Annotated in this window: 22 protein-coding genes, 1 tRNA gene and 1 pseudogene; 12 read left to right on the top strand and 12 right to left on the bottom strand. The window is 62.0% G+C overall.

The annotated features are described in order from the left end of the window. The first annotated feature begins 89 nt into the window (after positions 1-89). From Q8Q83_RS17235 to msrA, 4 genes are all read left to right on the top strand, one after another. Entirely contained in the window at positions 90-506 is a 417-nt protein-coding gene (locus Q8Q83_RS17235) for a GNAT family N-acetyltransferase (RefSeq protein WP_371132430.1), read from the top strand. A gap of 46 nt (positions 507-552) precedes the next feature. Further along, on the top strand, positions 553-1,596 hold the full coding sequence (locus tag Q8Q83_RS17230; protein WP_305625352.1) for a diguanylate cyclase: 1,044 nt from the start codon (positions 553-555) through the stop codon (positions 1,594-1,596). Between the two features lie 105 nt (positions 1,597-1,701). After that, positions 1,702-2,217, top strand: a complete 516-nt coding sequence (msrB, locus tag Q8Q83_RS17225) for a peptide-methionine (R)-S-oxide reductase MsrB (protein ID WP_305625351.1) — start codon at positions 1,702-1,704, stop codon at positions 2,215-2,217. A 5-nt stretch (positions 2,218-2,222) separates the two neighbouring features. Then, complete coding sequence (gene msrA, locus Q8Q83_RS17220; protein WP_305625350.1) at positions 2,223-2,900, top strand: peptide-methionine (S)-S-oxide reductase MsrA; 678 nt, start codon at positions 2,223-2,225, stop codon at positions 2,898-2,900. 371 nt (positions 2,901-3,271) lie between these two features. Here the strand turns inward: msrA and Q8Q83_RS17215 are convergent, their stop codons facing one another. The 3 genes from Q8Q83_RS17215 to Q8Q83_RS17205 all read right to left on the bottom strand — a co-directional run bounded on the left by Q8Q83_RS17215 (position 3,272) and on the right by Q8Q83_RS17205 (position 4,647). Further along, positions 3,272-3,604: a hypothetical protein gene (locus Q8Q83_RS17215; protein ID WP_305625349.1), complete on the bottom strand. Its 333-nt coding sequence runs from the start codon at positions 3,602-3,604 to the stop codon at positions 3,272-3,274. Between the two features lie 26 nt (positions 3,605-3,630). After that, positions 3,631-3,706: transfer RNA gene (locus tag Q8Q83_RS17210), tRNA-Thr, on the bottom strand. Between the two features lie 98 nt (positions 3,707-3,804). Then, positions 3,805-4,647 (bottom strand): S1 RNA-binding domain-containing protein, encoded by an 843-nt coding sequence (locus Q8Q83_RS17205; RefSeq protein ID WP_305625348.1) that lies wholly within the window; start codon positions 4,645-4,647, stop codon positions 3,805-3,807. 325 nt (positions 4,648-4,972) lie between these two features. Between Q8Q83_RS17205 and Q8Q83_RS17200 the strand changes: the two genes are divergently transcribed. Together Q8Q83_RS17200 and Q8Q83_RS17195 are read left to right on the top strand one after the other, a co-directional pair. After that, complete coding sequence (locus Q8Q83_RS17200; RefSeq protein ID WP_305625347.1) at positions 4,973-5,161, top strand: hypothetical protein; 189 nt, start codon at positions 4,973-4,975, stop codon at positions 5,159-5,161. A 221-nt stretch (positions 5,162-5,382) separates the two neighbouring features. Continuing rightward, positions 5,383-7,596, top strand: coding sequence for an LTA synthase family protein (locus Q8Q83_RS17195; RefSeq protein WP_305625346.1), 2,214 nt, complete (start codon positions 5,383-5,385; stop codon positions 7,594-7,596). Positions 7,597-7,871: 275 nt separating this feature from the next. Here Q8Q83_RS17195 and Q8Q83_RS17185 read toward each other — a convergent pair whose 3' ends face one another. Beyond that, positions 7,872-8,594: an ABC transporter substrate-binding protein gene (locus Q8Q83_RS17185; RefSeq protein ID WP_305625345.1), complete on the bottom strand. Its 723-nt coding sequence runs from the start codon at positions 8,592-8,594 to the stop codon at positions 7,872-7,874. 171 nt (positions 8,595-8,765) lie between these two features. Here Q8Q83_RS17185 and Q8Q83_RS17180 point away from each other — a divergent pair, with 171 nt between their 5' ends. Further along, complete coding sequence (locus tag Q8Q83_RS17180) at positions 8,766-9,746, top strand: zinc-dependent alcohol dehydrogenase family protein (RefSeq protein WP_305625344.1); 981 nt, start codon at positions 8,766-8,768, stop codon at positions 9,744-9,746. Between the two features lie 223 nt (positions 9,747-9,969). Here Q8Q83_RS17180 and Q8Q83_RS17175 read toward each other — a convergent pair whose 3' ends face one another. Continuing rightward, the gene (locus Q8Q83_RS17175; RefSeq protein WP_305625343.1) at positions 9,970-11,322 is read right to left on the bottom strand and encodes a DEAD/DEAH box helicase; all 1,353 of its coding nucleotides are present in this window, start codon (positions 11,320-11,322) and stop codon (positions 9,970-9,972) included. A 176-nt stretch (positions 11,323-11,498) separates the two neighbouring features. On the opposite strand from Q8Q83_RS17175, the gene Q8Q83_RS17170 reads away from it, so the two are divergent. Continuing rightward, entirely contained in the window at positions 11,499-11,915 is a 417-nt protein-coding gene (locus Q8Q83_RS17170) for an anti-virulence regulator CigR family protein (RefSeq protein ID WP_305625342.1), read from the top strand. Between the two features lie 196 nt (positions 11,916-12,111). Here Q8Q83_RS17170 and rarD read toward each other — a convergent pair whose 3' ends face one another. The 3 genes from rarD to Q8Q83_RS17155 form a co-directional block, all read right to left on the bottom strand. Further along, positions 12,112-13,011: an EamA family transporter RarD gene (gene rarD / locus Q8Q83_RS17165; RefSeq protein ID WP_305625341.1), complete on the bottom strand. Its 900-nt coding sequence runs from the start codon at positions 13,009-13,011 to the stop codon at positions 12,112-12,114. 364 nt (positions 13,012-13,375) lie between these two features. Beyond that, positions 13,376-13,975 carry an FMN-dependent NADH-azoreductase gene (locus Q8Q83_RS17160; protein WP_305625340.1) on the bottom strand — a complete coding sequence of 200 codons (600 nt, stop codon included), beginning with the start codon at positions 13,973-13,975 and terminating at the stop codon, positions 13,376-13,378. 151 nt (positions 13,976-14,126) lie between these two features. Further along, positions 14,127-14,441, bottom strand: coding sequence for a 3-phosphoglycerate kinase (locus Q8Q83_RS17155; protein WP_305625339.1), 315 nt, complete (start codon positions 14,439-14,441; stop codon positions 14,127-14,129). Between the two features lie 256 nt (positions 14,442-14,697). Between Q8Q83_RS17155 and Q8Q83_RS17150 the strand changes: the two genes are divergently transcribed. From Q8Q83_RS17150 to Q8Q83_RS17140, 3 genes are read left to right on the top strand one after another with little or no spacing between them, the layout of a single operon-like run. After that, positions 14,698-15,624, top strand: a complete 927-nt coding sequence (locus Q8Q83_RS17150) for a LysR family transcriptional regulator (RefSeq protein WP_305625338.1) — start codon at positions 14,698-14,700, stop codon at positions 15,622-15,624. A 12-nt stretch (positions 15,625-15,636) separates the two neighbouring features. After that, positions 15,637-16,443: an alpha/beta fold hydrolase gene (locus Q8Q83_RS17145; RefSeq protein WP_305625337.1), complete on the top strand. Its 807-nt coding sequence runs from the start codon at positions 15,637-15,639 to the stop codon at positions 16,441-16,443. A 12-nt stretch (positions 16,444-16,455) separates the two neighbouring features. Continuing rightward, positions 16,456-17,010 carry a peptidylprolyl isomerase gene (locus tag Q8Q83_RS17140; protein ID WP_305625336.1) on the top strand — a complete coding sequence of 185 codons (555 nt, stop codon included), beginning with the start codon at positions 16,456-16,458 and terminating at the stop codon, positions 17,008-17,010. 180 nt (positions 17,011-17,190) lie between these two features. On the opposite strand, the gene Q8Q83_RS17135 is transcribed toward Q8Q83_RS17140, so the two are convergent. Further along, on the bottom strand, positions 17,191-17,931 hold the full coding sequence (locus tag Q8Q83_RS17135) for an MgtC/SapB family protein (protein ID WP_305625335.1): 741 nt from the start codon (positions 17,929-17,931) through the stop codon (positions 17,191-17,193). Positions 17,932-18,010: 79 nt separating this feature from the next. Beyond that, positions 18,011-19,132 carry a GNAT family N-acetyltransferase gene (locus tag Q8Q83_RS17130; RefSeq protein WP_305625334.1) on the bottom strand — a complete coding sequence of 374 codons (1,122 nt, stop codon included), beginning with the start codon at positions 19,130-19,132 and terminating at the stop codon, positions 18,011-18,013. Between the two features lie 198 nt (positions 19,133-19,330). Between Q8Q83_RS17130 and Q8Q83_RS17125 the strand changes: the two genes are divergently transcribed. After that, the gene (locus Q8Q83_RS17125; protein WP_305625333.1) at positions 19,331-19,903 is read left to right on the top strand and encodes a hypothetical protein; all 573 of its coding nucleotides are present in this window, start codon (positions 19,331-19,333) and stop codon (positions 19,901-19,903) included. A gap of 910 nt (positions 19,904-20,813) precedes the next feature. Here the strand turns inward: Q8Q83_RS17125 and Q8Q83_RS17120 are convergent. Further along, positions 20,814-22,154: an OprO/OprP family phosphate-selective porin gene (locus Q8Q83_RS17120; protein WP_305625332.1), complete on the bottom strand. Its 1,341-nt coding sequence runs from the start codon at positions 22,152-22,154 to the stop codon at positions 20,814-20,816. 278 nt (positions 22,155-22,432) lie between these two features. Next, positions 22,433-22,635, bottom strand: a pseudogene (locus Q8Q83_RS17115) (12-oxophytodienoate reductase); the annotation flags it as partial.

Raw genomic sequence — 22,635 nt, 5'->3', positions numbered from 1 at the left:
CAACGCCCATGCCCGAACTACAACTGCGCGCCCTGCCCGCCCCTCTCAAACCCCTCGCGGACAGGTTCTACCGAGCCCAACGCAGCCCCATGCGCGCCAGTCAGGCAGACCAACTGTGGGTCGCCCAGCGAGGCGAGATAGTCGCCGCCCTGTGCTTGCGCCCGGTTGCCGAAGGACACTGGTTGACCAGCCTATTGGTGGCCCCGGCCCAGCGCCGCCAGGGTGTGGCGCGGCAACTGATCGAGCGGGCGTTGACCGGCGCCAATGCACCAACCTGGCTATTCTGTCATCCACAGTTGAGTGATTTTTATCAACGCCTGGGCTTTAGCCCCTGCACTAGCTTGCCGGCACAACTGGCCGAGCGCCTGGCGCGCTACCAACGCACTAAGAGCCTGCTGGCGCTGGTGCGCCCAGCCGAGGATATGCCTGAAAAACCGCCCAGCGCTCGGCAGATAGCCGCAGATACTGGCACATTGCTCGATTTTACTGTTGCCATACCCGGGTAAAGCTCTGCATGCTTGCCCCATAACAACCACAAGAATGGCCCTAGACATGCGTATATCGCGGCTGCTCAGGCGTCTGCGTAACGACTTCCAGCTTTCCATCATTACCCTGATGGGCCTGTTCGGCGTCCTGGGGATCTCCCCCTATGCCGTCTACCGCCTGGCCACGGGCAACTATCTGGTGGGCGCAGCCGATACCACCATAGTCCTGTCGACCCTGTTTGCCGTGCTCTATGCCTGGCGTACCGGCGATACGGTCAAACCCGGCGTCTACCTGGCCGCCGTCTTCTCGGTCGGCTCCACCCTGATCGCCATCAATCTCGGGGTGAATGGACTGTTCTGGATCTACCCGCTGATCCTCTTCAACTTCTTTATGGTGCCACCCGGCAAAGCCCTGCTGGCCACCACCCTGGTCCTGGCCACGCTGGTCGGCTACGCACGGCTGGTGCCTGGCACCGTGTTTGAAAGCAACTACCAGATGCTGTCCTTCCTGGTCACCGGCATGATGGCCAGCACCCTGACCTTTATCTTCGCCTACCGCACCCGCAGCCAGCGCGAGCGCCTGCAGCAACTGGCCATCCAGGACCCGCTGACCGGCGCGCGCAACCGCCGGGCGATGAACGAGGAACTGCGCATCGCCGCCTCCATTCGCCGCCGTCACGGCAACAGCTATGGCGTGCTGGTGATGGACCTGGATCACTTCAAGCAGATCAACGACAGCTATGGTCATCAGGCCGGCGACCAGGTGCTGGTGGACTTCGTCGAGCTGATCAAGCGCGCCTCACGCCAGGAAGATCGGCTGTTCCGCTTCGGCGGCGAGGAGTTTCTCCTGCTCCTGCCCAACACCGAAAAAGCCGGCCTGCAGGCTGCCGCGCAACATTTGCAGAAGCAGATCGCCGAGCACCTGCACGGCCCCGGCGGCGCCGTGACCATGTCGATAGGCGGGGCCATACTGCGCAACGCGGAACACTGGGAGGCCATGCTGAAACGCGCCGACCAGCGCCTGTACCGCGCCAAAAGCGCCGGGCGCAATTGCATCATCATCGATGATGACGATGCGCAGAAGGCGCAAAACCCACTGTCGGTCGGCTAAACCGCGCACGCTCTCGCAACTGAAAAGGCCACTGATCCTCGGCAGGCTTGTAACAACGCGGGCGCGCCTCAGTCTATTGAGCAGATCACCGCGAAGAGAACTGCCATGAACAGACGTTCCTTACTCAAGGGGCTGGCCCTGCTGCCCACCCTGCCCTGGCTCGGCCATGCACCGCGTGGCCTGGCGGACTCCAGCGCCAGCACCGTGCAAGCCCTGGACAAACCCCACAGCGCCTGGCGCGAACTGCTCTCGCCGCAAGCCTATGCGGTGCTGTTCGAGGAAGACACCGAACGCCCCGGCAGCAGCCCACTGAATACAGAAAAACGCACCGGCACCTATGTCTGCGCCGCCTGCTACCTGCCGCTGTTCGACAGCCAGCACAAATACGACAGTGGCACCGGCTGGCCGAGCTTTACCCAGCCGATTGCCGGCCATATGGGGCAGCGGCGCGACTTCAGCCTGTTCTTCCCACGCATCGAATACCACTGCGCACGCTGCGGCGGGCATCAGGGCCATGTCTTCGATGACGGCCCCAAACCCCGGGGCGAGCGCTGGTGCAATAACGGCGTGGCCTTGCGCTTTATCCCCACGGGCGAAGCCTTGCCCGAACTGCGGAGCTAAACGGCATGAACACTCTCACCTCAGCCTGGCGTCAGCCTTTGTTGAATGCCACCACCCTGCTGCTGACCAGCCTGCTGGCGGCCTGCGGACCCAGCGGCGCCGCGCCAGCACCACCGCCCGCCAGCCAAACCAGCAGCACTGGCACGCCAGCCAATGTCGGCGTTGCCGTGTTTGCCGGAGGCTGCTTCTGGTGCACCGAGTCCGATTTCGACAAGATGCCGGGCGTGCTGGAAACCACCTCCGGCTATATCGCCGGACATCTCGACAACCCCAGCTACGAGCAGGTGTCGGCGGGCAACAGCGGCCATGTCGAAGCGGTGCAGGTGCGTTTCGATCCCAGCAAGACCAGCTACGCCAAGCTGCTGGAAGCCTTCTGGCCGACCATCGACCCGGTAACGCCCAACGCCCAGTTCTGCGATCACGGCTCGCAATACCGCAGTGCGATCTTCTACGCCAATGCCGAGGAGCAAGCCCTGGCCGAAGCCTCCAAGGCCGCCCTGCAAGCCTCCGGCAAGCTGCCTGCGCCAGTGGTCACGGAAATCCTCCCCGCCACCCGCTTTTACCCGGCCGAGGATTACCACCAGAACTACCACCAGCGTAACCCGCTGCGTTACGCCTACTACCGCAACGGCTGCGGCCGCGACAATCGCCTGGAACAGTTGTGGGGCAAAAAGAACGGATAACAGGCCGTTGAAAAACGTAGGCGAGGCAGGCAAGACAAGGCAAAAACGGCCGAAAAAGCGGAGTTTACATGTTGTAAATGAGCATTTTGAGGCCGGTTTTAACGCAGTATTGCCAACGCAGGTAGTTTTTCAACGGCCTGATAAGGCGCGAGGTTTGCCGGCCTGCTGCCAGGACCATGGGACCTGCTGAAATAGCGATTCTGGCGCCGCTAGCGCCGGGGTAGGCGCTTAGAGCCTGTTTACGATCTCGCGAGCTAGAGCCATGCAAGGCAAAAACAGGCGAGGAAGCGGAGTTTACGAGTTGTAAATGAGCATTCCGAGCCTGTTTTTAACGCAGCAGGGCCGACGCGCAGCAGATCGTAAACAGGCTCTTAAGGCCTGCGCTCATAGGACTCAGTGCCCTGCCATTGCTCCACCCTGAGGCCGCCTGGGTATTCGATGCTCTGCCGAATAGCCCCGCGGCTCTCCACCGACTGGCTGCCGTAGTGGCTTTGATCCTGGCGCAGGCCATCTCCCGGCAGTCGCTGGCCGCCATACAGGTCGTAACGCTCGACCTGCTGCGAACTGCCGATACTGCCGCTGGCACCTGGGCTGATATAGCTCTTGGGGATCACCCGAATGCTTTGCGGTGCCAGGGGATCGGCATGCAGCGCAGTCGCCAGCAGCAGCCCCAGCAGGGATACAGCACATCTGAGTCCAGGCATGGCAACCTCTGCGCGACGTGAAAAGCTGGTGCCGTTGAGAGGAATCGAACCCCCGACCCCATCATTACGAATGACGTGCTCTACCAACTGAGCTACAACGGCGCCTTGGCATTATTCAATGGAGTCCGCGGACGCTCAAGCGGGTTTTGCCCCGAGGACCGTCGCGCCCGCGCAGGAACCGACGGCGCCCAGGTGCCGGCCTACTTGCCGACCAACTCGATGCGGTCGTCGTGGATCAGGATGCGACCCTGCTTGTACAGGCCGCCGATGGCCTTCTTGAAGTTGCCCTTGCTGACGCGAAACAGCGCGGTGATGGCCTCGGGCGAACTCTTGTCGTTGAGCATCAGTACGCCATCGTGTTCGCGCAACTTGGCCAGAATCTGTTCGGCAAGACCCGTCACGGCCTCCTGGCCGACTGGCTGCAGACTCAGGCTGATCTTGCCGTCGGCTCGCACTTCCTTGATAAAGCCTTTTTCCTGCATACCGCTGCGCAGGAACTTGAACATCTCGTTCTTGTGGATCAGGCCCCAATGCTGGCCATTGATGATCGCCTTGAAACCCATATCGGTGGACTCGACCACCAGCAAATCGACTTCCTGGCCGGCCTTGTAGTTCACCGGCAGATTGTCCAGGTAGCGATCCAGACGGGCTGTGGCCGTGATGCGCCTGCTGCGTTTGTCGAGGAAGACATGCACCACGCAATAATCGCCCACTTGTAACGGTCGCTTTTCTTCGGAGTGCGGCAATAACAGATCTTTCGGCAAACCCCAATTCAGAAATAAACCGACGCGGTTGATATCCACCACTTTCAGGCTGGCAAATTCACCCACCTGAACTTTGGGTTTTTCCGTGGTGGCAATCAACTTGTCTTCACTGTCCAAATAAACGAAGACATTCAACCAGTCTTCTACTTCACTCGGCGTGTCGTTCGGTATATAGCGCTTGGGCAACAATATTTCGCCATCTGCGCCGCCATCCAGATACAGGCCGAAGTCGGTGTGCTTCACGACCTGCAAAGAATTCATTCGTCCAATTACCGCCATGATGCCCTACCCTCGTTGCCAGGCCGGCAGTCTACCCGAGTTGCGCCCGGCTTTCTCCGCCCGCGAGCGCGGAGGCGGCGAGCAGGGCGACGGCCGGGGCCAGCCGAGCGAGGCAGAATCGGCGCGTGCAGGACTCGTTCCCGGCAATTTAATTCGACGGGAATATTTCTTATAAAACAATAACCTACTCAGCTTTACCGGAAGCTATCAGCGCATTGTGCGAAATACTTCAGCCGGCCCAACTACTCTTCCCGGCTTTATTTATCAAGCAATTGTCAAGCGCTTCTGGTACCATGCTCGGCCAAATTAATTTTTAAATAGGTTAATGGCCGCCATGCGCGTAAAAGCATCCAATAGCAAACCCAAGGCGGCTCCCGCCGTTGAAACCAGCGCTTCGATCGACGCGCAAATCGCGGCCTTCCTCAAGGCCGGCGGCGAAATCCAGCAAATCGCCAAAGGCGTCAGCGGTCAGGTGTACGGCACCACCAAGCAGATCACCATCGGCAAGAAATAGCCCGCAGCTTTCTGGCCATGCAGCGCTTTGCTCGCAACGACAAGGCGCCGGCCAGTGCATAGCCATCTGCCATTCGCGGCACTCCCGTCGGTTATTCCAAGCATTTGTGCGTCACCCTCTGGCGCTTAGCACAACCTTGTTTCAGAATCATGTCAGCCCGCATTCTGCGGCTGACCTGGCATTGCCGTTGATGACCGCTGGCAGTCGCCTCAGGAGTATCCGTGCGCTTTTCCCTCAGTTGGCTGCGGCACCCCTCTAGTTCCTTACTTTCCCTGGGTTTGTTGCTGATTGCTGTGCCGCTGGCCAGCCGTTACGCGCTGGGTTGGTCCCATCTTTATGGCTATCTGTCGGACCTGGCGATTGGCAGCCTGCTGCTGATCGCCCTGCATCGACGCTCCTGGCTGCTGGGTGTGCCCCTGCTGCTGGTCTGGTGCCTGTTCACCCTGGGCAGCGCCGAGCTGGTCAATGCGGTGGGCCGCATGCCGGAACCGGCCGACCTGCACTACCTAAGCGATGCGCAATTCGTCAGCCGTTCGACCCAGGGCGGCGGGCTCAGCCACCCCATCCTGGCCTTGGCCCTGGGCCTCAATCTGGCCCTCTACCTCGGCCTGATCGGCTGGCAAGCCAAATCCCGCGCGCCTGCACTCGCGCGCAAATGGCTGCTGCTGCCGCTGGCGTTGTTCGCCGCCCACGCGACCTACCAGCAACTCAGCCCCAGCGAGGCCGATCAGTGGCTGCAGTTCAACCTGCCGCACAAGCTGCTCGCCGAAGGCCTCAATACTGGCCAACAACGGCTGGCTGACTGGCTGGACGGCGATGAGCCGAGCAGCCCGCCCGATATCCGCGGCCTGGCCCAACTCGATCTCAACGGCACCCCCTTGCTCAAGCAGGCCGGCAGCGCGCGCAACGTGCTGATCATCACCCTCGAAGGGGTGACCGGCGCCTATATCGAGGCCAGCCGCAAAGCCATCCACAGCAGCTATCACGAAAACCCCATGCCGCGCCTGAGCCAATGGGCCGAGCGCGGCATGCTCACCTACGATTACGTGCTGCATGGCCACCAGACCATTCGCGGCCTCTACGCCATGCTCTGTGGCGACTACAACAAACTCGACTCCGGCACGCCCAAGGGTGTCGAACTGCTCAGCAACCCGGCGCGCAGCGAACAGTGCCTGCCGGCGCAACTGCGCGAGCGCGGCCTCAGCACCCATTACCTGCAAGGCGCCGGGCTGCGCTTTATGGCCAAAGACCAGATCATGCCGCGGATGGGCTTCGACAAGACCCTGGGCCGCAACTGGTTCAAGAACAAGCCTTACCTGGAATTCCCCTGGGGCATGGACGACAAGGCCTACTTCGAAGGCGCCTTGAGCTACGTGAAGCAACTGCGCAAGCAGCGCCAGCCCTGGATGCTGACCCTGTTGACGGTAGGCACCCACCAACCCTATTCGGCTCCCCCGGAGTATCTGGCGCGTTATGCCACCCCCAAACTCGCCGCCATCGCCTACCTCGATGACGCCGTCGCCGACTTTCTCGATGGGCTGGAAAAACAGGGCGTGCTCAAGGACACCCTGGTGATAGTCACCTCGGATGAGTCCCATGGTCTGGAGAATGTTCGCCTGGCCTCGGCCTGGGGTTTCAACCTGTTGTTGGCGCCTGAGCAGGCGCAACTGCCCGCGCTGAAACAGGGGGTCTATGGCCACGTGGACTTGACCGCCTCGGTGCTCGACTACTTTGCCTTCCCCGTGCCGAGCAACATCTCCGGCCGTTCGCTGCTGCGCGACTATGCCCACGGTCGAGAAATCATGTCCTACACCAACGGCCTGCTGCGCCAGCATGACGGCAAAGACACCCTGAGCGAATGCGACTTCCAGGGCGTTTGCCGGCGCTACGCCAGCCCGGGCTTTATCCGCGACAGCGCCAACTACCTGGGCCGCTTTAGCGGCAAGCCGGCCCGCCTGATCAGCCAACGCGCCCGTCTGCTGGATCAATCCCTGCGCAGCAGCCAGGCCGAACAGCACTACCAGTTTGCCAACAGCGAGCGGATCAAGCTGAAACCCACGAAAAGCGATGACTGGGCGGACAACCTGGTCGGCGCCCAGTACCTGGAGCTGGCCAAAGGCACGCAGACCACTGTCACCCTGAAGATTCGCGCGGTGCGCATGGACAAGCAGGGCGCCCGACTGCAACTGAAGACCAAGGAATACGACCGCGACGTGGCCCTGCCGATACCCGAACTGCCGCTGCTCACGAACGACAAACCGGTCGAGGTCAGCTTTGCCTTCGACAACCCGGCGACGCGCAAGGCCTTCTCCTTCCACCTGTTGGGTCAGGGCACAGGTGCCATCGAGATCCTCGATTTCAGCGTGACTAGCAAACCCTTGGCAGCCAAGTTGCTGGCCGCCCGGCACAACCGCGACAACGCCTTGCCCCACTAGACCAGCCCGCTTGCTGCGCCTGCACATCCAGGCGCAGCAACTGGCCATCGGCCGCATCCGTCAGCATATAGAGATAGCCATCCGTGCCCCTGCCACAGGTGTGGACAGCTCGCCTGTGGGGTTCAGCCCGCGCAGCCGCCCCGGCCGCTCGGTAAGCAGCAGGCCCTGCTGATCCGGCAGAAAGGCCCGGCTCCAGCCCAGAACACTCCGAGCACCGCCAGGCCTTCGGCCCCGTGTCCGCCTGCAGCTGGCAGCTCGAGCGCAGGCGTCGTTATTCAATGCATGGCGTAACGGCGCTCGATGGTCTTGTACTCACCGCTGGCACGAATGGCCGCCAGGCCCTGATTGAAAGCAGCGCAGTGACTTTGCTGGGTACAGCCCAGCTTGTAGCCCGTGGCGGCGAAAATCGGATAGATCGCCAGCGGTTGGCTGACGTCCACCTGGGTATACACCTCGCGGTTGAAGTAACGCAGGATGCGCATATCGGAAACCACCACATCCACCCGCCGGCTATAGAGCAGGCGATTGCGCGCAATCTGGTAAGGCTCCTCGCGATAATGCGGATTGGCCTCGGCCATTTGCTGGAACTCCTGGCCGAGCAAGAAACGCGCGTGCTGGAAGGCGCTGACCGAATAGCGAGCGAGATCGCTGACCCGCTGGATGTCCAACTGCCGTGCACTCAGGGCCACCGCGACATTCTGGTAGTAGATATAGGCATCCGAGTAGAAGGCGCTGACGCCACTCAGCTCATTGGTGGTGGCGATGGCATCGACCTGGCCATGGCGCAACATCAGGTGCAGGCGCTCCATCGGTGCGTACTGCACCTGTACCTGCAAGCCGCCACGCTGCGCGGCTGCCACCACTATGTCGTACTCGAGCCCGCGAGCCTCGTCTTCGAACACATAGGGCGGCTTGTGCGTACCGAAGCCCAGACGCAGCGTTTGCGCCGATACCGGCAGGCTCAACGACAACCAGCAGAGGGCCCACAGCAGCTTCATGGCGATACCTTGTGCGGATCAGCGCACAGCATAGCTGGCTATGCCCTCCTAGGCTAAAGCTCCACCGCATGGGCATCACCGAAATCGATTGGGTCGAATTAGTCGCCACGGTGCCGCTGCGGTCTAGACTTGCCCCACCTGCGTCAGGCGTTCCTCAACTGGAGAATCTTTATGCTTAAAGCCGAATACCCAAGCCGCGGCCCGGTGCCGCAAGAGGTCATCAGTGCCGTCGCCTTGCATCTGCCGGCCCCAGCCACAGGCCAGGTGCGGATCAAGGTGCTGGCGGCGCCGATCAACCCCTCCGATGTCCTCACCCTGACCGGTGAATACGGCATGCTGCCGCCGCTGCCGGCGATTGGCGGCAATGAAGGGGTCGGCCGGGTGGAGGAACTCGGACCGGAGGTGAGCAACCTGAAAGTCGGCCAGATGGTGTTGCTGCCGGTCGGTTGCGGCACCTGGGTCAGCCACCTGAATGCCGCGGCGAATAAGCTGATCCCGCTGCCCGAGGCCGACCCGCAGCAACTGGCGATGCTGACGGTCAACCCGCCGACCGCATCCTTGATGCTCAGCGAGTTCGTCGAGCTCAAGCCGGGCGACTGGGTGATTCAGAACGCGGCCAACTCGGGCGTCGGCAGTTACCTGATACAGCTGGCCAAGCTGCGCGGTTTCAAGACCATCAACGTGGTGCGCCGCGAGTCGGCGGTGGCCGGCGTGCAGGCCGAGGGCGGTGATCTGGTGCTGGTCGACGGCCCCGATCTGCCCAAGCGCGTACGCGAAGCCACGGGCGGCGCGGCGGTGCGCCTGGGCATAGACGCGGTGGGCGGTGAGGCCACCGATCACCTGGCGGCCAGCCTCAGCGAAGGCGGCGTGCTGGTCAACTACGGCATGATGAGCCGCCAGCCCTGCCAAGTCTCGCCGGCCTCCTTCGTCTTTCGTGACGTCAGCCTGCGCGGCTTCTGGCTGGCCAAGTGGTTCCAGACCGCCAGCCAGGCCGAGCAGATGAAGGTATTCGGGGAGCTGGTGCAACTGATCGCCAGCGGCAAACTGCACACCCGCGTCGCCGCCACCTATGACGTCAGCCAGATCAAGCAAGCCGTGGCCGCAGCCGCCGGCGGCGAGCGCGACGGCAAGATACTGATAGTGCCGAAATAGGTCCCAAGTAAACAAAACGCCCGCCTGCACAGGGCTGTGCAGGCGGGCGTTTTGCATCTAGCCGCTATAGAGCCAAGAACCTGTTTACGGTCTCGCGAGCTAGAGCCAGACAAGGCAAAAACAGCCGAGGAAGCGCAGTTTACTGGCTGTAAATGAGCATTCCGAGGCTGTTTTTAACGCCGCATGGCCGACGCGCAGCAGATCGTAAACAGGTTCTAAGCGCTTACTCAGCCGCCGGCGCACGCCGCTTAAGCGGCGCCAAACCGTCCTGACTGACCAGCACAGGCGCATCGACCTTGGGCTTGTTGATGGTATTGCGCTTGCTCGGCGCCTTGGCTGTCGGCTTTTTCGCGGCGAGCTTCTTGCCGGTCTTCGGATCGATCTTTTTCTTCTTCGGCCCTACCGCCTTACCCGACGCCTTGAGGTTTTTCGGGCCCTGGTAGATACCCTTGAGGTCCTTGATATTGCGCCGTTCGAAACGCTGCTTGAGGTAGCGTTCGATGCTCGACATCAGCGCCCAGTCGTTGTGGCAGATCAGCGAGATCGCCAGGCCTTCGGCGCCGGCACGACCGGTACGGCCGATGCGGTGTACGTACTCATCGCCAGAACGCGGCATGTCGAAGTTGATCACCAGATCCAGGCCGTCGACGTCCAGGCCGCGGGCGGCCACGTCGGTGGCTACCAGTATCTTCACCGCGCCCTGCTTGAGGCGGTCGATGGCCAGCTTGCGATCCTTCTGGTCTTTCTCGCCATGCAGGACGAAGACTTTGTACTCTTTGGCCACCAGCTTGCCGTACAGGCGATCGGCCTGCACCCGGGTGTTGGTGAAGATGATCGCCTTATCAAAGGTTTCGTTGGCCAGCAGCCAGTCGACCAGACGCTCTTTGTGATGGTTATGGTCGGCGGTGATGATCTGCTGGCGGGTGCCTTCGTTAAGCTGGCTGACGCGGTTGAGCTGCAAGTGCTCGGGGTCTTTCAGCACCTTGCCGACTATCTCGCGCAAGCCCGCGCCGCCACTGGTGGCGGAGAACAGCAGGGTCTGGCGCTCGGCATTGCACAGTTCAGACAGACGCTGCACGTCCTCGGCAAAGCCCATGTCGAGCATGCGGTCGGCTTCGTCGAGCACCAGCACCTCGACCTCATCGAGCAGCAGATTGCCGGCGTTGGCGTGTTCGATCAGACGGCCTGGGGTGCCGATCAGGATATCCACCTTGCGCAGCATGGCGGCCTGCACCTTGAAGTCTTCACCGCCGGTGATCAACCCGGCCTTGAGGAAGGTGAACTGGGCGAAACGCTCGACTTCCTTGAGGGTTTGCTGGGCCAGTTCGCGGGTCGGCAGCAGGATCATCGCGCGCACGCTCATGCGCGGCGAGGAGGCGCCATCGCCCAGCAGGCGGTTAAGCATCGGCAGGACGAAGGCCGCGGTCTTGCCGCTGCCGGTCTGCGCGGTTACCCGCAGGTCTCTTCCTTGCAGCGCCAGCGGAATGGCCGCTAGCTGCACCGGGGTGGGCTCGACAAAGTTCAGCGCAGCCACGGCTTTAAGCAGGCGTTCATGCAGGGCGAATTGGGAAAACACGGGAGTAACCTCGACGAAAAACAAAAAATCAGCCGCATAGCCTAACGCTTTCCGGCGTTGCGGCCGAGTTTCTTTGCACTTGCCGGCCAACAAAGCGACGGCCGCCCTTGAATAAAGCCTCGTACAGGCGTTCAAATTGGGCAAATCACTCGCCATTGATGGCTCTGGAGAATGCTATGCGCAGCCCTACTCACTCCCTCCTGCTCTGCTCGGGCCTGGCGCTGACACTGGCCGCGCAGAGCGTCCTGGCAGCCCCCAAATACGACCACCCGGGCAAGCAGGGCGGCGGACAACACAGCGACCTCAGCGTCAGCATCCAGGGCCCCTCTATTGATATTGGCCGGGTGCGCCTAGTGCTGGGCGAGAACCGCGACCTGATTGGCCCCACCAGCGCCCTGCCGCCGGGCATCGCCAAGAACCTGGCCCGCGGCAAACCGCTGCCACCGGGCATCGCGAAGAACTTCGACAGCCGGGTGACCGGCCAACTGCCGCGCTATGAGGGCTATGAGTGGAAGCAGATAGGCACCGACGTGGTGCTGGTGACCATCGCCACCGGCATAGTCTACGAGGTGCTAAGAAACGTGCTGGACTGATCCGCCCACGGGGCCTGGCCTTTATAGACCATGTCCCAATTACGTGTTGCACGCAGCTTTCGTAGGGTGGGTTAGTGGCGCAAAGGCGGGTCGGCAAAGTAACTGCGGAATGGGTGCGCCACGTAACCCACCAAACGCGACGAAGCCCAACAAGACATGCCCCTGCCTGTTGGGCTTCGCTGCGCTCAGCACCAACCTACCTGCTGGCATTGCGCTGCTGCTTGATCAGCACCCGCGCGCTGTCCCAGCCGACCAGCAGCACCGCCGACCAGATCGGCAGATAAGTCAGCCACTGCGCGGCGTTGAAACGCTCGCCGAGAAACAGCAGCGCCACCAGAAACAGCAGCACCGGCTCGACATAACTCAGAATGCCGAACAGGCCCATCGGCAATAGGCGGCTGGAGGCCATCATCGCGGCAAACGCCAACGCGCTGAGCAAGCCCAGCCCCGGCAGCAGCCACCAGAGTTGCGGCGCCTGGGTAAACAGCTGCGGCGGGCCCCAGGCCACAATCATCCAGATCGCCACCGGGGCCATAAACAGCATTTCCAGGACGAAACCGGACAAGGCATCCAGGCGCATCCAGCGGCGCAACATAAAGTAAGGCGGGTAACCCAGCACCGTGACCATCACCACCCAGGAGAACGCCTGGGTCAGCCATAACTCATGGGCCACCCCGAGCAGCGCGCAGATCACCGCCAGGCGCTGCAGCGGGCGCAAGCGCTCGCCGTAGAACACCCGCCCGGCCAGCACCATGGCCAGCGGCAAGAGAAAGTAGCCGAGCGACACCTCGAGCATGCGCCCGGCCAGCGGCGCCCAGACGAACAGCGCCCACTGGATGCCCATCAACAGCGCCGCCAAGGGCAAGGTGGCCAACAGCCAAGGCTCGCGGCGCAAACGGGCGCAGGCCAGCCCCAGCACCGGCCATTGCCGCGACAGGGTAACCAGCAATAACACCGCGGGAATCGACCAGATGACCCGCTGGGCAAACACCTGGCCGCCATCCAGGGGCGCGAGCTGCCGCACATAGCCGGGCACCATGGCAAACAGCATCGAGGCGATAACCGACAGCGCCACGCCACGTCCAGACAATTGCATCACGCCACCTTGGTTGTATGCGCCCTGGGCGCGTCGGTAATAGAAAGCCCTACCACAGCCTGGCGCAGCAACCGCCTGCCCAGCGCGCGGCGGCACCAGCGGTGCCTTATCTCACCAGTAAAGACCAAGAGCAGACGCCGCTGGGCCGAGCCAGGCCAATAGACGCCATGGGGACGCAGATAAGTGACTGGGCGACGCGGCAGGGCGGCGACCTTAGCCTGCCGCACTCCGGCAAACAATCGTCAATTCGGCCTGGCGCGGTCGCATGCCGTGCATAAAAAAGCCCGACCCACTACTCGCGTAGTCGGTCGGGCAGCGGCGTCCAGGAGCGAAGGACGCCAGGAGACGGGTTTAAGTAGACAACTCAGGCGACCAGGGCGAGTTGCGCCTTGGCTTGGTTGAGGCCTTTTTCCAGGGCAGCGTCGCCCAGGTTGAGGCCTTCTGCATGGATAAAGCTGACATCCTGGATCCCGATAAAGGCCAGCGCCTGGCGCAGGTAGGGTTCCTGATGGTCCATGCCACTGCCGGCATAAATGCCGCCACGGGCGGTCAACACGAAGGCACGCTTGCCGCTGAGCAGGCCTTGCGGGCCGGTTTCAGTGTATTTGAAGGTCACCCCGGCGCGTAGCACATGGTCCAGCCAGGCTTTCAGGGTGCTGGGGATGGTGAAGTTGTACATGGGCGCGGCCAGCACCAGCACATCGGCGGCCAACAGTTCATCGGTCAAGGTATTGGACAGCGCCAGCGCGGCTTGCTCGGCTTCGCTCTGCTGCTCGGCCGGGGTCATCCAGCCGCCCAACAGGTTGGCGTCCAGGTGCGGCACCTGGTCTACCGCCAGGTCACGCACCTTGATCCGATCGGCCGGATTGGCCGCTTGCCAGTTGGCGATAAATTGCTCGGTGAGCTGACGCGATACCGAACCTTGCTGGCGGGCGCTGCTTTCAATGACCAGAATCTGCGACATAATTTTTGCTCCATCGAGGGGTTGTTGAGCGTCGATGGGGCAAGAATAGGCGCACAAAGATCGATAAAAAAGCGCAAAAAATCGCATCTACCTATCGATAAAGTTGATTTATACACATCTCAGGATTAGGCTCTCAAGCACAGCCTGCTGGCTATTCGAGGCCGCAGGTCAGCTGCACGCGAAGCCTGATGATGCTGCGGGTGAACTTCACCGTCATATTGCTGTTTTCCCCCGCCGCCAGTTTGACCTTGCGGGTGCGTGGGGCTTCCGGACCATTACGGAACACCGCCGTGCACCGCGCCGCACTGCGGCCATAGTTGTAGAGCAGCACGGCGCCCATATTGTGATCGACTTCCTGGGTGCTGGCCGAGACTTCGGCCCCATTGAGCTGTTTATCCACCTCGATCGGGTAGGCGAAAGCGCTTAACGGCAAGCAGGCCAGTAATGCGCAGCAGAGTTTTTGCATCAGGGCAGTCTCCAGCCAAAGGAGGCCAGTTTAGGTTGAGTCGGTCAGTATTTGCACCTTAGAGGCTGTTTACGATCTCGCGAGCTAGAGCCAGACAAGGCGCTACGTAGTAACAGCCAGAGGCTGGTCAAACGGCCGAGGGAGCGGAGTTTACGAGTTATAAATGAGCAGCCGAAGCCAGTTTTAACGCGGTATGGCCGACGCGCAGCAGATCGTAGACAGGTTCTTACACTGCGCTTGAGTACAGGATCTAAAGATGAGAGCTCCCCGCGTAACCCTGGATCAGTGGCGTACCCTGCAAGCCGTGGTCGATCAGGGCGGCTTTGCCCAGGCCGCCGAAGTGCTGCACCGTTCGCAGTCATCGGTCAGCTACACGGTGGCGCGCATGCAGGAGCAGCTCGGCGTGCCGCTGCTGCGCATCGACGGACGCAAGGCGGTGCTCACCGAAGCCGGTGACGTGCTGCTGCGCCGCTCGCGGCAGCTGGTCAAACAGGCCAGCCAGCTGGAAGACCTGGCCTACAACATGGATCAGGGCTGGGAAGCCGAGGTGCGCCTGGTGGTCGATGCGGCCTACCCCACCGAACGCCTGATCAATGCGCTGGCCGCCTTTATCCCGCAAAGCCGCGGCTGCCGGGTGCGCTTGCGCGAGGAGGTGCTGTCCGGGGTCGAGGAAGTGCTGCTAGAGGGCACCGCCGACCTGGCCATCAGCAGCCTGGATCTGGTCGGCTATCTGGGCCATGAACTGCATGCCGTGGAATTTGTCGCGGTCGCCCATCCCCAGCACAGCCTGCACCAGATGCAGCGCCAACTGACCTTCGAAGACCTGCAACAGCAACTGCAGGTGGTGATTCGCGATTCCGGCCGCAGCAAGCCGCGGGACGTCGGCTGGCTCGGCGCGGAACAGCGCTGGACCGTCAGCAGCCTGTCCACCGCGGCCCGATTCGTCAGCAGTGGCCTGGGCTTCGCCTGGCTGCCACGGCACCTGATCGGCCGCGAGCTGGCCGAAGGCAGCCTGCTGCCCCTGCCGCTGGAAAAGGGCGGCAACAAGCACCCGCGCTTTACCCTGTACAGTCACAAGGATAAAACCCTGGGACCGGCCAGCCAGATTCTGGTCGAGCTGCTGAGAAAATTCGATGCGCTGCCAGCCACCGCTGCCGGCACAGCCCCGCCCACCGAGCACTGACAGGACGCGCCCATGTCTTACTTCGATCACGCTGGTTGTCGCTTGCACTATGAGGACGTCGGTCGCGGCGCTCCCGTGCTGCTGGTCCATGGCCTGGGCTCCAGCACCCTCGACTGGGAATACCAGATCCCCGACCTGGCCGCGCACTACCGGGTGATAGCCCTGGATATCCGCGGCCATGGCCGTTCCGACAAACCCCGCGAGCGCTACAGCATGGCCGGCTTTGCCGCGGACGTGGCCGCCCTGATCGCGCACCTGCAGCTGCCGCAGGTGCACCTGGTGGGCATCTCCATGGGCGGCATGATCGGCTTTCAACTGGGCGTGGATCGCCCCGAGCTGCTGAAAAGCCTGTGCATAGTCAACAGCGGCCCGGAAGTGAAGGCGAAAAGCCCGCGCGACTATCTGGAAATCGCCAAGCGCTGGAGTCTGTCGCGTCTGCTCAGCCTGGATACCATCGCCAAGGGCCTGGGCCGGCTGCTGTTTCCCAAGCCCGAACAAGGCGAGTTACGCCGCAAGATCGAAGAACGCTGGCCACAGAATGACAAACGCGCCTACCTCGCCAGCCTGGATGCCATCATCGGCTGGGGCGTGCGCGAGCAGCTGGCGCGTATCAGCTGCCCGACCCTGGTGGTCAGCGCCGACCGCGACTACACCCCGGTGGCGCAGAAGGCGGCCTACGTCAAGGAGCTAGCCAATGCCCGCCTGCTGGTGATAGAAAATTCGCGCCACGCTACCCCGCTGGATCAACCCGAACTGTTCAACAGCAGCCTGCTGGCCTTCCTCGGCGAAGTCGAGCGGTCTGCCCCTACTGCCCCATAAGGACCCCTACGCATGTTGAAGAACCTGACCCTCGCCGCCTGCTCCCTGTTGTTCGCCACCGGCCTGATGGCCGCGGACAACCCGAAAGTGCTGCTGACCACCAGCCTCGGCGAAATCGAGCTCGAACTGGAGGGCGAAAACGCCCCGATCAGCACCGCCAACTTCCTCAGCTATGTGGACAGCGGCTACTACGCCGGCACCCAGTTCCACCGGGTGATTCCGGGCTTTATGGTGCAAGGCGGTGGCTTCGATGCCGAGCTGCAACAGAAGGACACCCAGGCGCCGATCAAGAACGAAGCCGACAACGGCCTGCATAACCTGCGCGGCACCCTGGCCATGGCCCGCACCCAGGTGCGCGACTCGGCCACCAGCCAGTTCTTTATCAACCACAAGGACAACGACTTCCTCGACCACGGTTCCCGCGACTTCGGTTACGCGGTATTCGGCAAGGTGGTGCGCGGCATGGAGGTGGTCGACAAGATCGCCCAGGTGCCGACCGGCAACCGTGGCGGCCAGCAGAATGTGCCCAACGAGCCGGTGCTGATTCTCGAAGCCAAACGCCTGTAAAGCAGCCCGTCTGGCTGGAACCAGCCGATATCCAGCCAGTTGCTAGCGCCTGTGTTTATGCACAAGGCCTGGAATCCTAGGGCGGACATGCCGCAAGGCTGGTCCTCCATCCGGGCCGCAAGGGGTGGACAAGGCTCCGCCATGTCCACCCTACAAAAGCGCAACTCCCTAGCCCCTGTCTCAGTTGCGCGCGTGGGCCATCTGGAACTTCACCACCCCTTCCAGTTGCGCCAGCTCATCGGCCATATCGCTGATCCGCGCACTCTTCTGCCCATCCACAGCCACGGCGACAAAGCGCCACTCCAACTGGCCCTGATCGAAGCTCACGGCAAAAGAACCACCGGCGATCACATAGCCGCGCTCGCGGGCGATCTGGCGCAACTTTGCCTCATGGGGACGGACAAAACCGGGGGCGAAGCGCAGCACTATGGCGATCGCCGGGCGTGACGGCAGGCGCGACTCCAGCCTGGCCCCCCACATCATCAAGCCGGCGGAGATCAGGCTGAGCAACACGGCCGCGCCATAGAAACCCACCCCCACCAATACGCCTATAGCCGAGGACGCCCAGATCGACGCCGCCGTGGTCAGGCCGCTGATGCTCATGCCGTCCTTCATGATCAGCCCGGCGCCGAGAAAGCCAATGCCGGTGACTATGCCCTGGATCACCCGGGTCGGGTCGACGCCGGCCGGCGTGTGCTCGCCCAGCCAATACTGCGGATAGATGCACAACACCGTCAGCGCGCAGGACGCCATACAGACCATGCCATAGGTGCGCATGCCGGCGGCGCGGCCGTGGTAGGAGCGCTCATAGCCAACCAGCAGACCCAGCAGCAGGGCGCCGAGCATATTGAGCACCAGGGTGATATTGACCGCCACCCCCGGCAGGTGCCAGACCTCATCGACAATAGAAAATGCACTCAAGGCGAACCTCATCGCAGCTGGTGGAACAGCCGGCACAGTGCAATCAGCGTAGTTGGCCGCGCCGCGCTGCGCCGCCTGCTTACTGCCGATAGGGCAAGAGCGCGCTGGCCTGTTCGGCATAAGTGCGCACGCCCCCGCGCTCCTGCTCGAGAAAGTCCGCCACGGCCGCACGCAGGCCGGGGTGGCAGAGGTAATGCCAGGAATGGGTCAGCACCGGCTCGAAGCCACGGATCAGCTTGTGCTCGCCCTGGGCACCGGCGTCGAAACGCTGCAGACCCTGGGCGATCGCATAGTCCATGCCCTGGTAGAAACAGGTCTCGAAATGCAGGCGGTCGAACTCCGCCAGACAACCCCAGTAACGCCCATACAGGCTGTCGCCACCGACCAGGCTGAAGGCCATGGCCACCGGCCTACCGGCCTGATGCGCCAGCACCACGCGGATCATCTGCGGCAGGCGTTCGGCCAGCAGGCTGAAAAACAGCCGGGTCAGATAAGGCATCTGGCCGCGCACCCGGTAGGTGTTGGCGTAGCACAGGTAGACGAAATCCCACTCGGCCTCGCTCAGCTGCTGGCCTTCGCGCCAGTCGAACTTGATGCCCTGCCCCGCTACCTGCTCGCGTTCCTTGCGCATCTGCTTGCGCTTGCGCGAGCTTAAGGCCTCGAGGAAATCCTGGAAATCCCGGTAGCCGCGGTTGCGCCAGTGATACTGGCAACCCAGGCGCTGCAGCCAGCCCTCGCGGCCCTGCAGCAGGGCATCGTCGGCCGGGCTGGTGAAGTTGATATGCAGGCTGGACAGCCCTTGCTCGGCCAGGCTTGCCGTCAGCAGATCGAGCAGCTGCGCGGCGGCAGCGGGGTCGCCCAGCAGGCGCTGGCCGGTCACAGGCGAAAAAGGAATGGCGCCGAGCAGCTTGGGGTAATAGTCGATACCGGCGCGCTGGCAGGCATCGGCCCAGCCATGGTCGAACACATACTCGCCATAGGAATGACTCTTCACATAGGCCGGCAACGCGGCCAGGGGCTGGCCCTGGGCATCTCGCCACAGCTGGTGGGCGGCCTGCCAACCGCTGCGTCCGCCAACGCTGCCGCTGTCTTCCAGAGCAGATAGGAAGGCGTGCTGCAAGAAGGGTTGCGCCTCGCTCAGCAGGGCATTCCATTGACTCGCGGCAATGCCGTCCAGGGAAGTCAGGCGGGTCAGGGACATCGGCGGCTCGGGTGATGGGGCGAAGCTGCACTATAGCCGCAAGCGCAACGCCAGCTAAATGGCCAAAGCGGCTCCGGGACTGGCCTGGACGCGCACCCATCCGCTCAGGCCAGGGTTGGCGAACCGACATCTAACGGTCATCAAGTTGTCACCAAGCCCAGCGAAACTCGCTTGCCAACTTCCTTGGGAGGGAATTCGATGTCCGTAAAGAAACTGTTCAAACCTGCATCCATAGCCTTGTTGGCTGCTTGCGTGACGGCCTGCAGCAACTATTCCACAGCACCCTCTGCCGCCACGGCCGAAGCCAGCCTGAATAACGAAGACTGGTACCAGGTGCGCACCGAAGAAAAACTCTTTCTGTTCGATGACTACCAGGTCTACCGCGACTTTCTGCACAGCGGCAACGCGCCCCACCTGAAAGACCTGGGTGAGAAGGACAAGTATGGCCAAGCCATAGTCCTGGGCCTGCGCGCCGAGGATCAAGGCAAGGCGCTCGACGGGATTGCCGCCTACCGCTTTCTGCGGCAGAGCCAGGCACCTGCCGGCAAGTTCTATGGCGAGATCCGCCAGGACGGGATCATCTTCGTCGCCCAGCGTTACGGCGATATGGTCGATGTGAACAAACTCGGCGAACCCATCTTCCGCCACACGGAAGTGGCCAGCGGCCCCAACGGCGAACGCGTGGTCTATCTGCTGCAAAAGGAAGAGAAGAAGCCGGTCGCGCTGATCAAGCAGTTCCAAACCAACTACGGCATCACGCCGGCCAGCTGATGCTGACTGAGCTGGCAGCGGGCAATCCGCTGCCAGACTTCAGCCCCCCTGCTTGCCCCCCAAGCCTTAGCCTGTGGCTAAGCAGCTGATCGATATACCCCCGCCTACTCCCTAGCCATACGCCAAAGACTCCGCGAGCGCCTTGGGCACCCCTGAGCGGCTAACGTCAATCGTGCGTCAACACCGGCGCGAAGCCCCGACTCCGCTATCCTTCGAGTGCCACACCGGCAAGCAGTCGCTGAATCCCACTGAGCCAGCCTGGGTGCTGCCTGCATGTGGCAGAGTGCGCAATGCCAACGGCCAAACTCAGTCCGATCTCCTCGCCAAGCCGGCTAAACACCAAGCTATGGGCCAATTACATGGGGCGGTAGGCTGGGCTGAGCTGCGCGAAGCCCAACAGGGCGCAAAGCGACAAGGGTTGCGCATAAACCATCGCCAGCGGGCCTAGTCACCGCGCTGCACCACGCCTATGACTGCGGCCTGAACGGCAAGCAGCACCGCAAACCAACCCGCTGGATATAGGAAGTAGCCCTAACAGGCCGTTGAAAAATGTAGGCGAGGCAGCCGAGACAAGGCAAAAACAGGCGAGGAAGAGGAGTTTACGAGCTGTAAATGAGCATTCCGAGCCTGTTTTTAACGCCGTATCGGCAACGCAGGTAGTTTTTCAACGGCCTGCTAAGCAGTCGCGATAAGCCGGCACAGATCACAGGGGTTGGATGCTCCAAAGGAAAGGCAGCAGTAAACACCGCCGCCCTCCCGGCAAAGTCGCAAGGCCTGCAGGCGCAGGATTACCCCGCACCGGGCAATCCTTTAGCACTACACGCCATCGGCCGCAGTCGCTCGACAGATAAAAAAAGCCCCGCACAAGGCGGGGCTAGTAAGGGAGCAGTTAGAGCGGTATTGCGACCAATTAGAAGACGTACTGGGCGCGCATGGTGATGGCCTGGCCATCGTCATCGTCGTTGCCGGCAGCGAAGCGACCGTTCTGCAGGCGGACGGTCTCGTCGTCGGTATTGGTCATCAGGTAGTTGAGCGACAGCTTGACGGCTTCGTTGGCATACCAGTTCACACCCAGGGTGTGCACCTTGGCTTCGCTTTCGTCGATGGCCAGGCCACCGACGGTCGCCATGGTGGCGTCGTCTTCCACGCTCAGGTGGTCATAGCGGTAGAAGACTTCCCAGGCACCGTACTGCTTGTCCACCGGTTTGATGGCGTCGAACTTGGCGCCGTCCAGCTTGTAGATGCGCGACTCGCCGGTGAGGGTATAGGCCAGCATCGCGTTGTAGCCGGTGGCTTCGCGATCAGCGTTGCTAGCGTAACCGCTCAGGTCGCGCTTGAGGTACTCACTCTGTACGGAGAACGGGCCTTGCATATAGGCGAACTCCAGACCCACGACTTCGTCATCCTCGAAGCCACCGGTGGCGCCAGCATCAGCCGGAGCCAGGACCAGCTGAGCCGAGTTGGTCTGGTTTTCGGAAACGCCACGTACGCCCAGACGGGAGTTGATAGCACCGCCGAACTTGGTGCCGTCACGCTCGTTGCCGTAGCTGCGAGTGGCGTAGTCCAGACCGAAGTGCAGCACCTGGGTTTCGCTGACGATCGGCGCGATCACGCCACGGGCGAAGAAGCTGTTGACGTCCTTGCCGTCTTCGTCTTCCAGATAAACACCGGAATCCTGCTGCTGGATGCTGGCGGAGCCGTAGAACATGCCGGCGGTGGTGCCGTTGACCTGGATGCCCATGCCGTTTTCATGGTCGGTGGTCCAGGACGCCAGGTCCAGAATGGCCGAACGCTCTTTGGTGGTGACCCACTTGGAGCTGGTGGCTTTTTCCAGGCTGTAGTCGGGGTCGAAGCGACCGACCTTGATGTTGATCGGCGAGAAACCGGTATAGGTGATGGTGGCTTCGTCGAACTTGTTTTCGTTACTGCGGTTGTCGCCGAAGTCGTAGTTGATCTGGTAACGCCAGTCTTTGTAGTTGCCGCCGAACTCCAGCTGGGCGCGACGGAAGAAGGCTTCGTTGGCGGCTTCGTTGTTGGTGGTGTAGAAGCCGTCGAAGTGATCGAAGTCGGCCTGGATACGACCGCCCAGCTTGAAGCTGTACTGCTTGTCGGAGGTAGCGACTTCCAGACCGCTCTTGGTCTTGATAATGATGTCAGTACCGTCGGTGGTGACGGTACCAGCGAAAGCCTGGGCGGAAACGGCCAGAGCCAGGGCGCTGGCGGCGAAACCGGCGAAGTGCTTACGGATCATCGAAGATTCCTCTAATGGACTTTAAGTGTTGGAAAACACCCGAGCACTGGGGGCTCGTTCGTGCTGGAGGGAATCTTGGCGGCGAGATATTTCAGCGCGGTTGCTGATATATAAACATTTGATGACAAAGGAACTTTTTCCCTTCGATGGTCTATAAGCAGCGCCGGCTGAGCCCATAGGCGCAGCCGCTTGAGGTTTTGCGGGCGAAAAAAAGCCCCGATGTGCCGGGGCTGGAAGAGTGACGCGCCGTTTTGCGGCGCACACGGAAAAGCGGGGGATCAGACCAGCGAGGTCAGAGCATCGCGGCTGAACGGCAGGATGTCCTGCTCGCGACCGTCACGCACCTTCAACGCCCAATCCGGGTCGACCAGCAGGGCGCGGCCCACGGCCACCAGATCGAACTCCTGGTTGTTCAGGCGCTCCAGCAGGTTTTCCAGGCTGGCCGGCTCGGCCACCTTGTCGGTGTTGACCATAAACTGCA

Origin of the sequence: Pseudomonas sp. (assembly GCF_030696055.1) — a bacterium.
Classification (GTDB): Bacteria; Pseudomonadota; Gammaproteobacteria; order Pseudomonadales; family Pseudomonadaceae; genus Aquipseudomonas.
This window is presented reverse-complemented; position numbering and strand designations above follow the sequence as displayed.

Excerpts from the sequence above, each read along its gene's own strand:
- Q8Q83_RS17235 (WP_371132430.1), top strand. The coding sequence starts at position 90 with ATGCGCGCCAGTCAGGCAGACCAACTGTGGGTCGCCCAGCGAGGCGAG.
- Q8Q83_RS17230 (WP_305625352.1), top strand. The coding sequence starts at position 553 with ATGCGTATATCGCGGCTGCTCAGGCGTCTGCGTAACGACTTCCAGCTT.
- msrB (WP_305625351.1), top strand. The coding sequence starts at position 1,702 with ATGAACAGACGTTCCTTACTCAAGGGGCTGGCCCTGCTGCCCACCCTG.
- msrA (WP_305625350.1), top strand. The coding sequence starts at position 2,223 with ATGAACACTCTCACCTCAGCCTGGCGTCAGCCTTTGTTGAATGCCACC.
- Q8Q83_RS17215 (WP_305625349.1), bottom strand. The coding sequence starts at position 3,604 with ATGCCTGGACTCAGATGTGCTGTATCCCTGCTGGGGCTGCTGCTGGCG.
- Q8Q83_RS17205 (WP_305625348.1), bottom strand. The coding sequence starts at position 4,647 with ATGGCGGTAATTGGACGAATGAATTCTTTGCAGGTCGTGAAGCACACC.
- Q8Q83_RS17200 (WP_305625347.1), top strand. The coding sequence starts at position 4,973 with ATGGCCGCCATGCGCGTAAAAGCATCCAATAGCAAACCCAAGGCGGCT.
- Q8Q83_RS17185 (WP_305625345.1), bottom strand. The coding sequence starts at position 8,594 with ATGAAGCTGCTGTGGGCCCTCTGCTGGTTGTCGTTGAGCCTGCCGGTA.
- Q8Q83_RS17180 (WP_305625344.1), top strand. The coding sequence starts at position 8,766 with ATGCTTAAAGCCGAATACCCAAGCCGCGGCCCGGTGCCGCAAGAGGTC.
- Q8Q83_RS17170 (WP_305625342.1), top strand. The coding sequence starts at position 11,499 with ATGCGCAGCCCTACTCACTCCCTCCTGCTCTGCTCGGGCCTGGCGCTG.
- rarD (WP_305625341.1), bottom strand. The coding sequence starts at position 13,011 with ATGCAATTGTCTGGACGTGGCGTGGCGCTGTCGGTTATCGCCTCGATG.
- Q8Q83_RS17160 (WP_305625340.1), bottom strand. The coding sequence starts at position 13,975 with ATGTCGCAGATTCTGGTCATTGAAAGCAGCGCCCGCCAGCAAGGTTCG.
- Q8Q83_RS17155 (WP_305625339.1), bottom strand. The coding sequence starts at position 14,441 with ATGCAAAAACTCTGCTGCGCATTACTGGCCTGCTTGCCGTTAAGCGCT.
- Q8Q83_RS17150 (WP_305625338.1), top strand. The coding sequence starts at position 14,698 with ATGAGAGCTCCCCGCGTAACCCTGGATCAGTGGCGTACCCTGCAAGCC.
- Q8Q83_RS17145 (WP_305625337.1), top strand. The coding sequence starts at position 15,637 with ATGTCTTACTTCGATCACGCTGGTTGTCGCTTGCACTATGAGGACGTC.
- Q8Q83_RS17140 (WP_305625336.1), top strand. The coding sequence starts at position 16,456 with ATGTTGAAGAACCTGACCCTCGCCGCCTGCTCCCTGTTGTTCGCCACC.
- Q8Q83_RS17130 (WP_305625334.1), bottom strand. The coding sequence starts at position 19,132 with ATGTCCCTGACCCGCCTGACTTCCCTGGACGGCATTGCCGCGAGTCAA.
- Q8Q83_RS17125 (WP_305625333.1), top strand. The coding sequence starts at position 19,331 with ATGTCCGTAAAGAAACTGTTCAAACCTGCATCCATAGCCTTGTTGGCT.
- Q8Q83_RS17120 (WP_305625332.1), bottom strand. The coding sequence starts at position 22,154 with ATGATCCGTAAGCACTTCGCCGGTTTCGCCGCCAGCGCCCTGGCTCTG.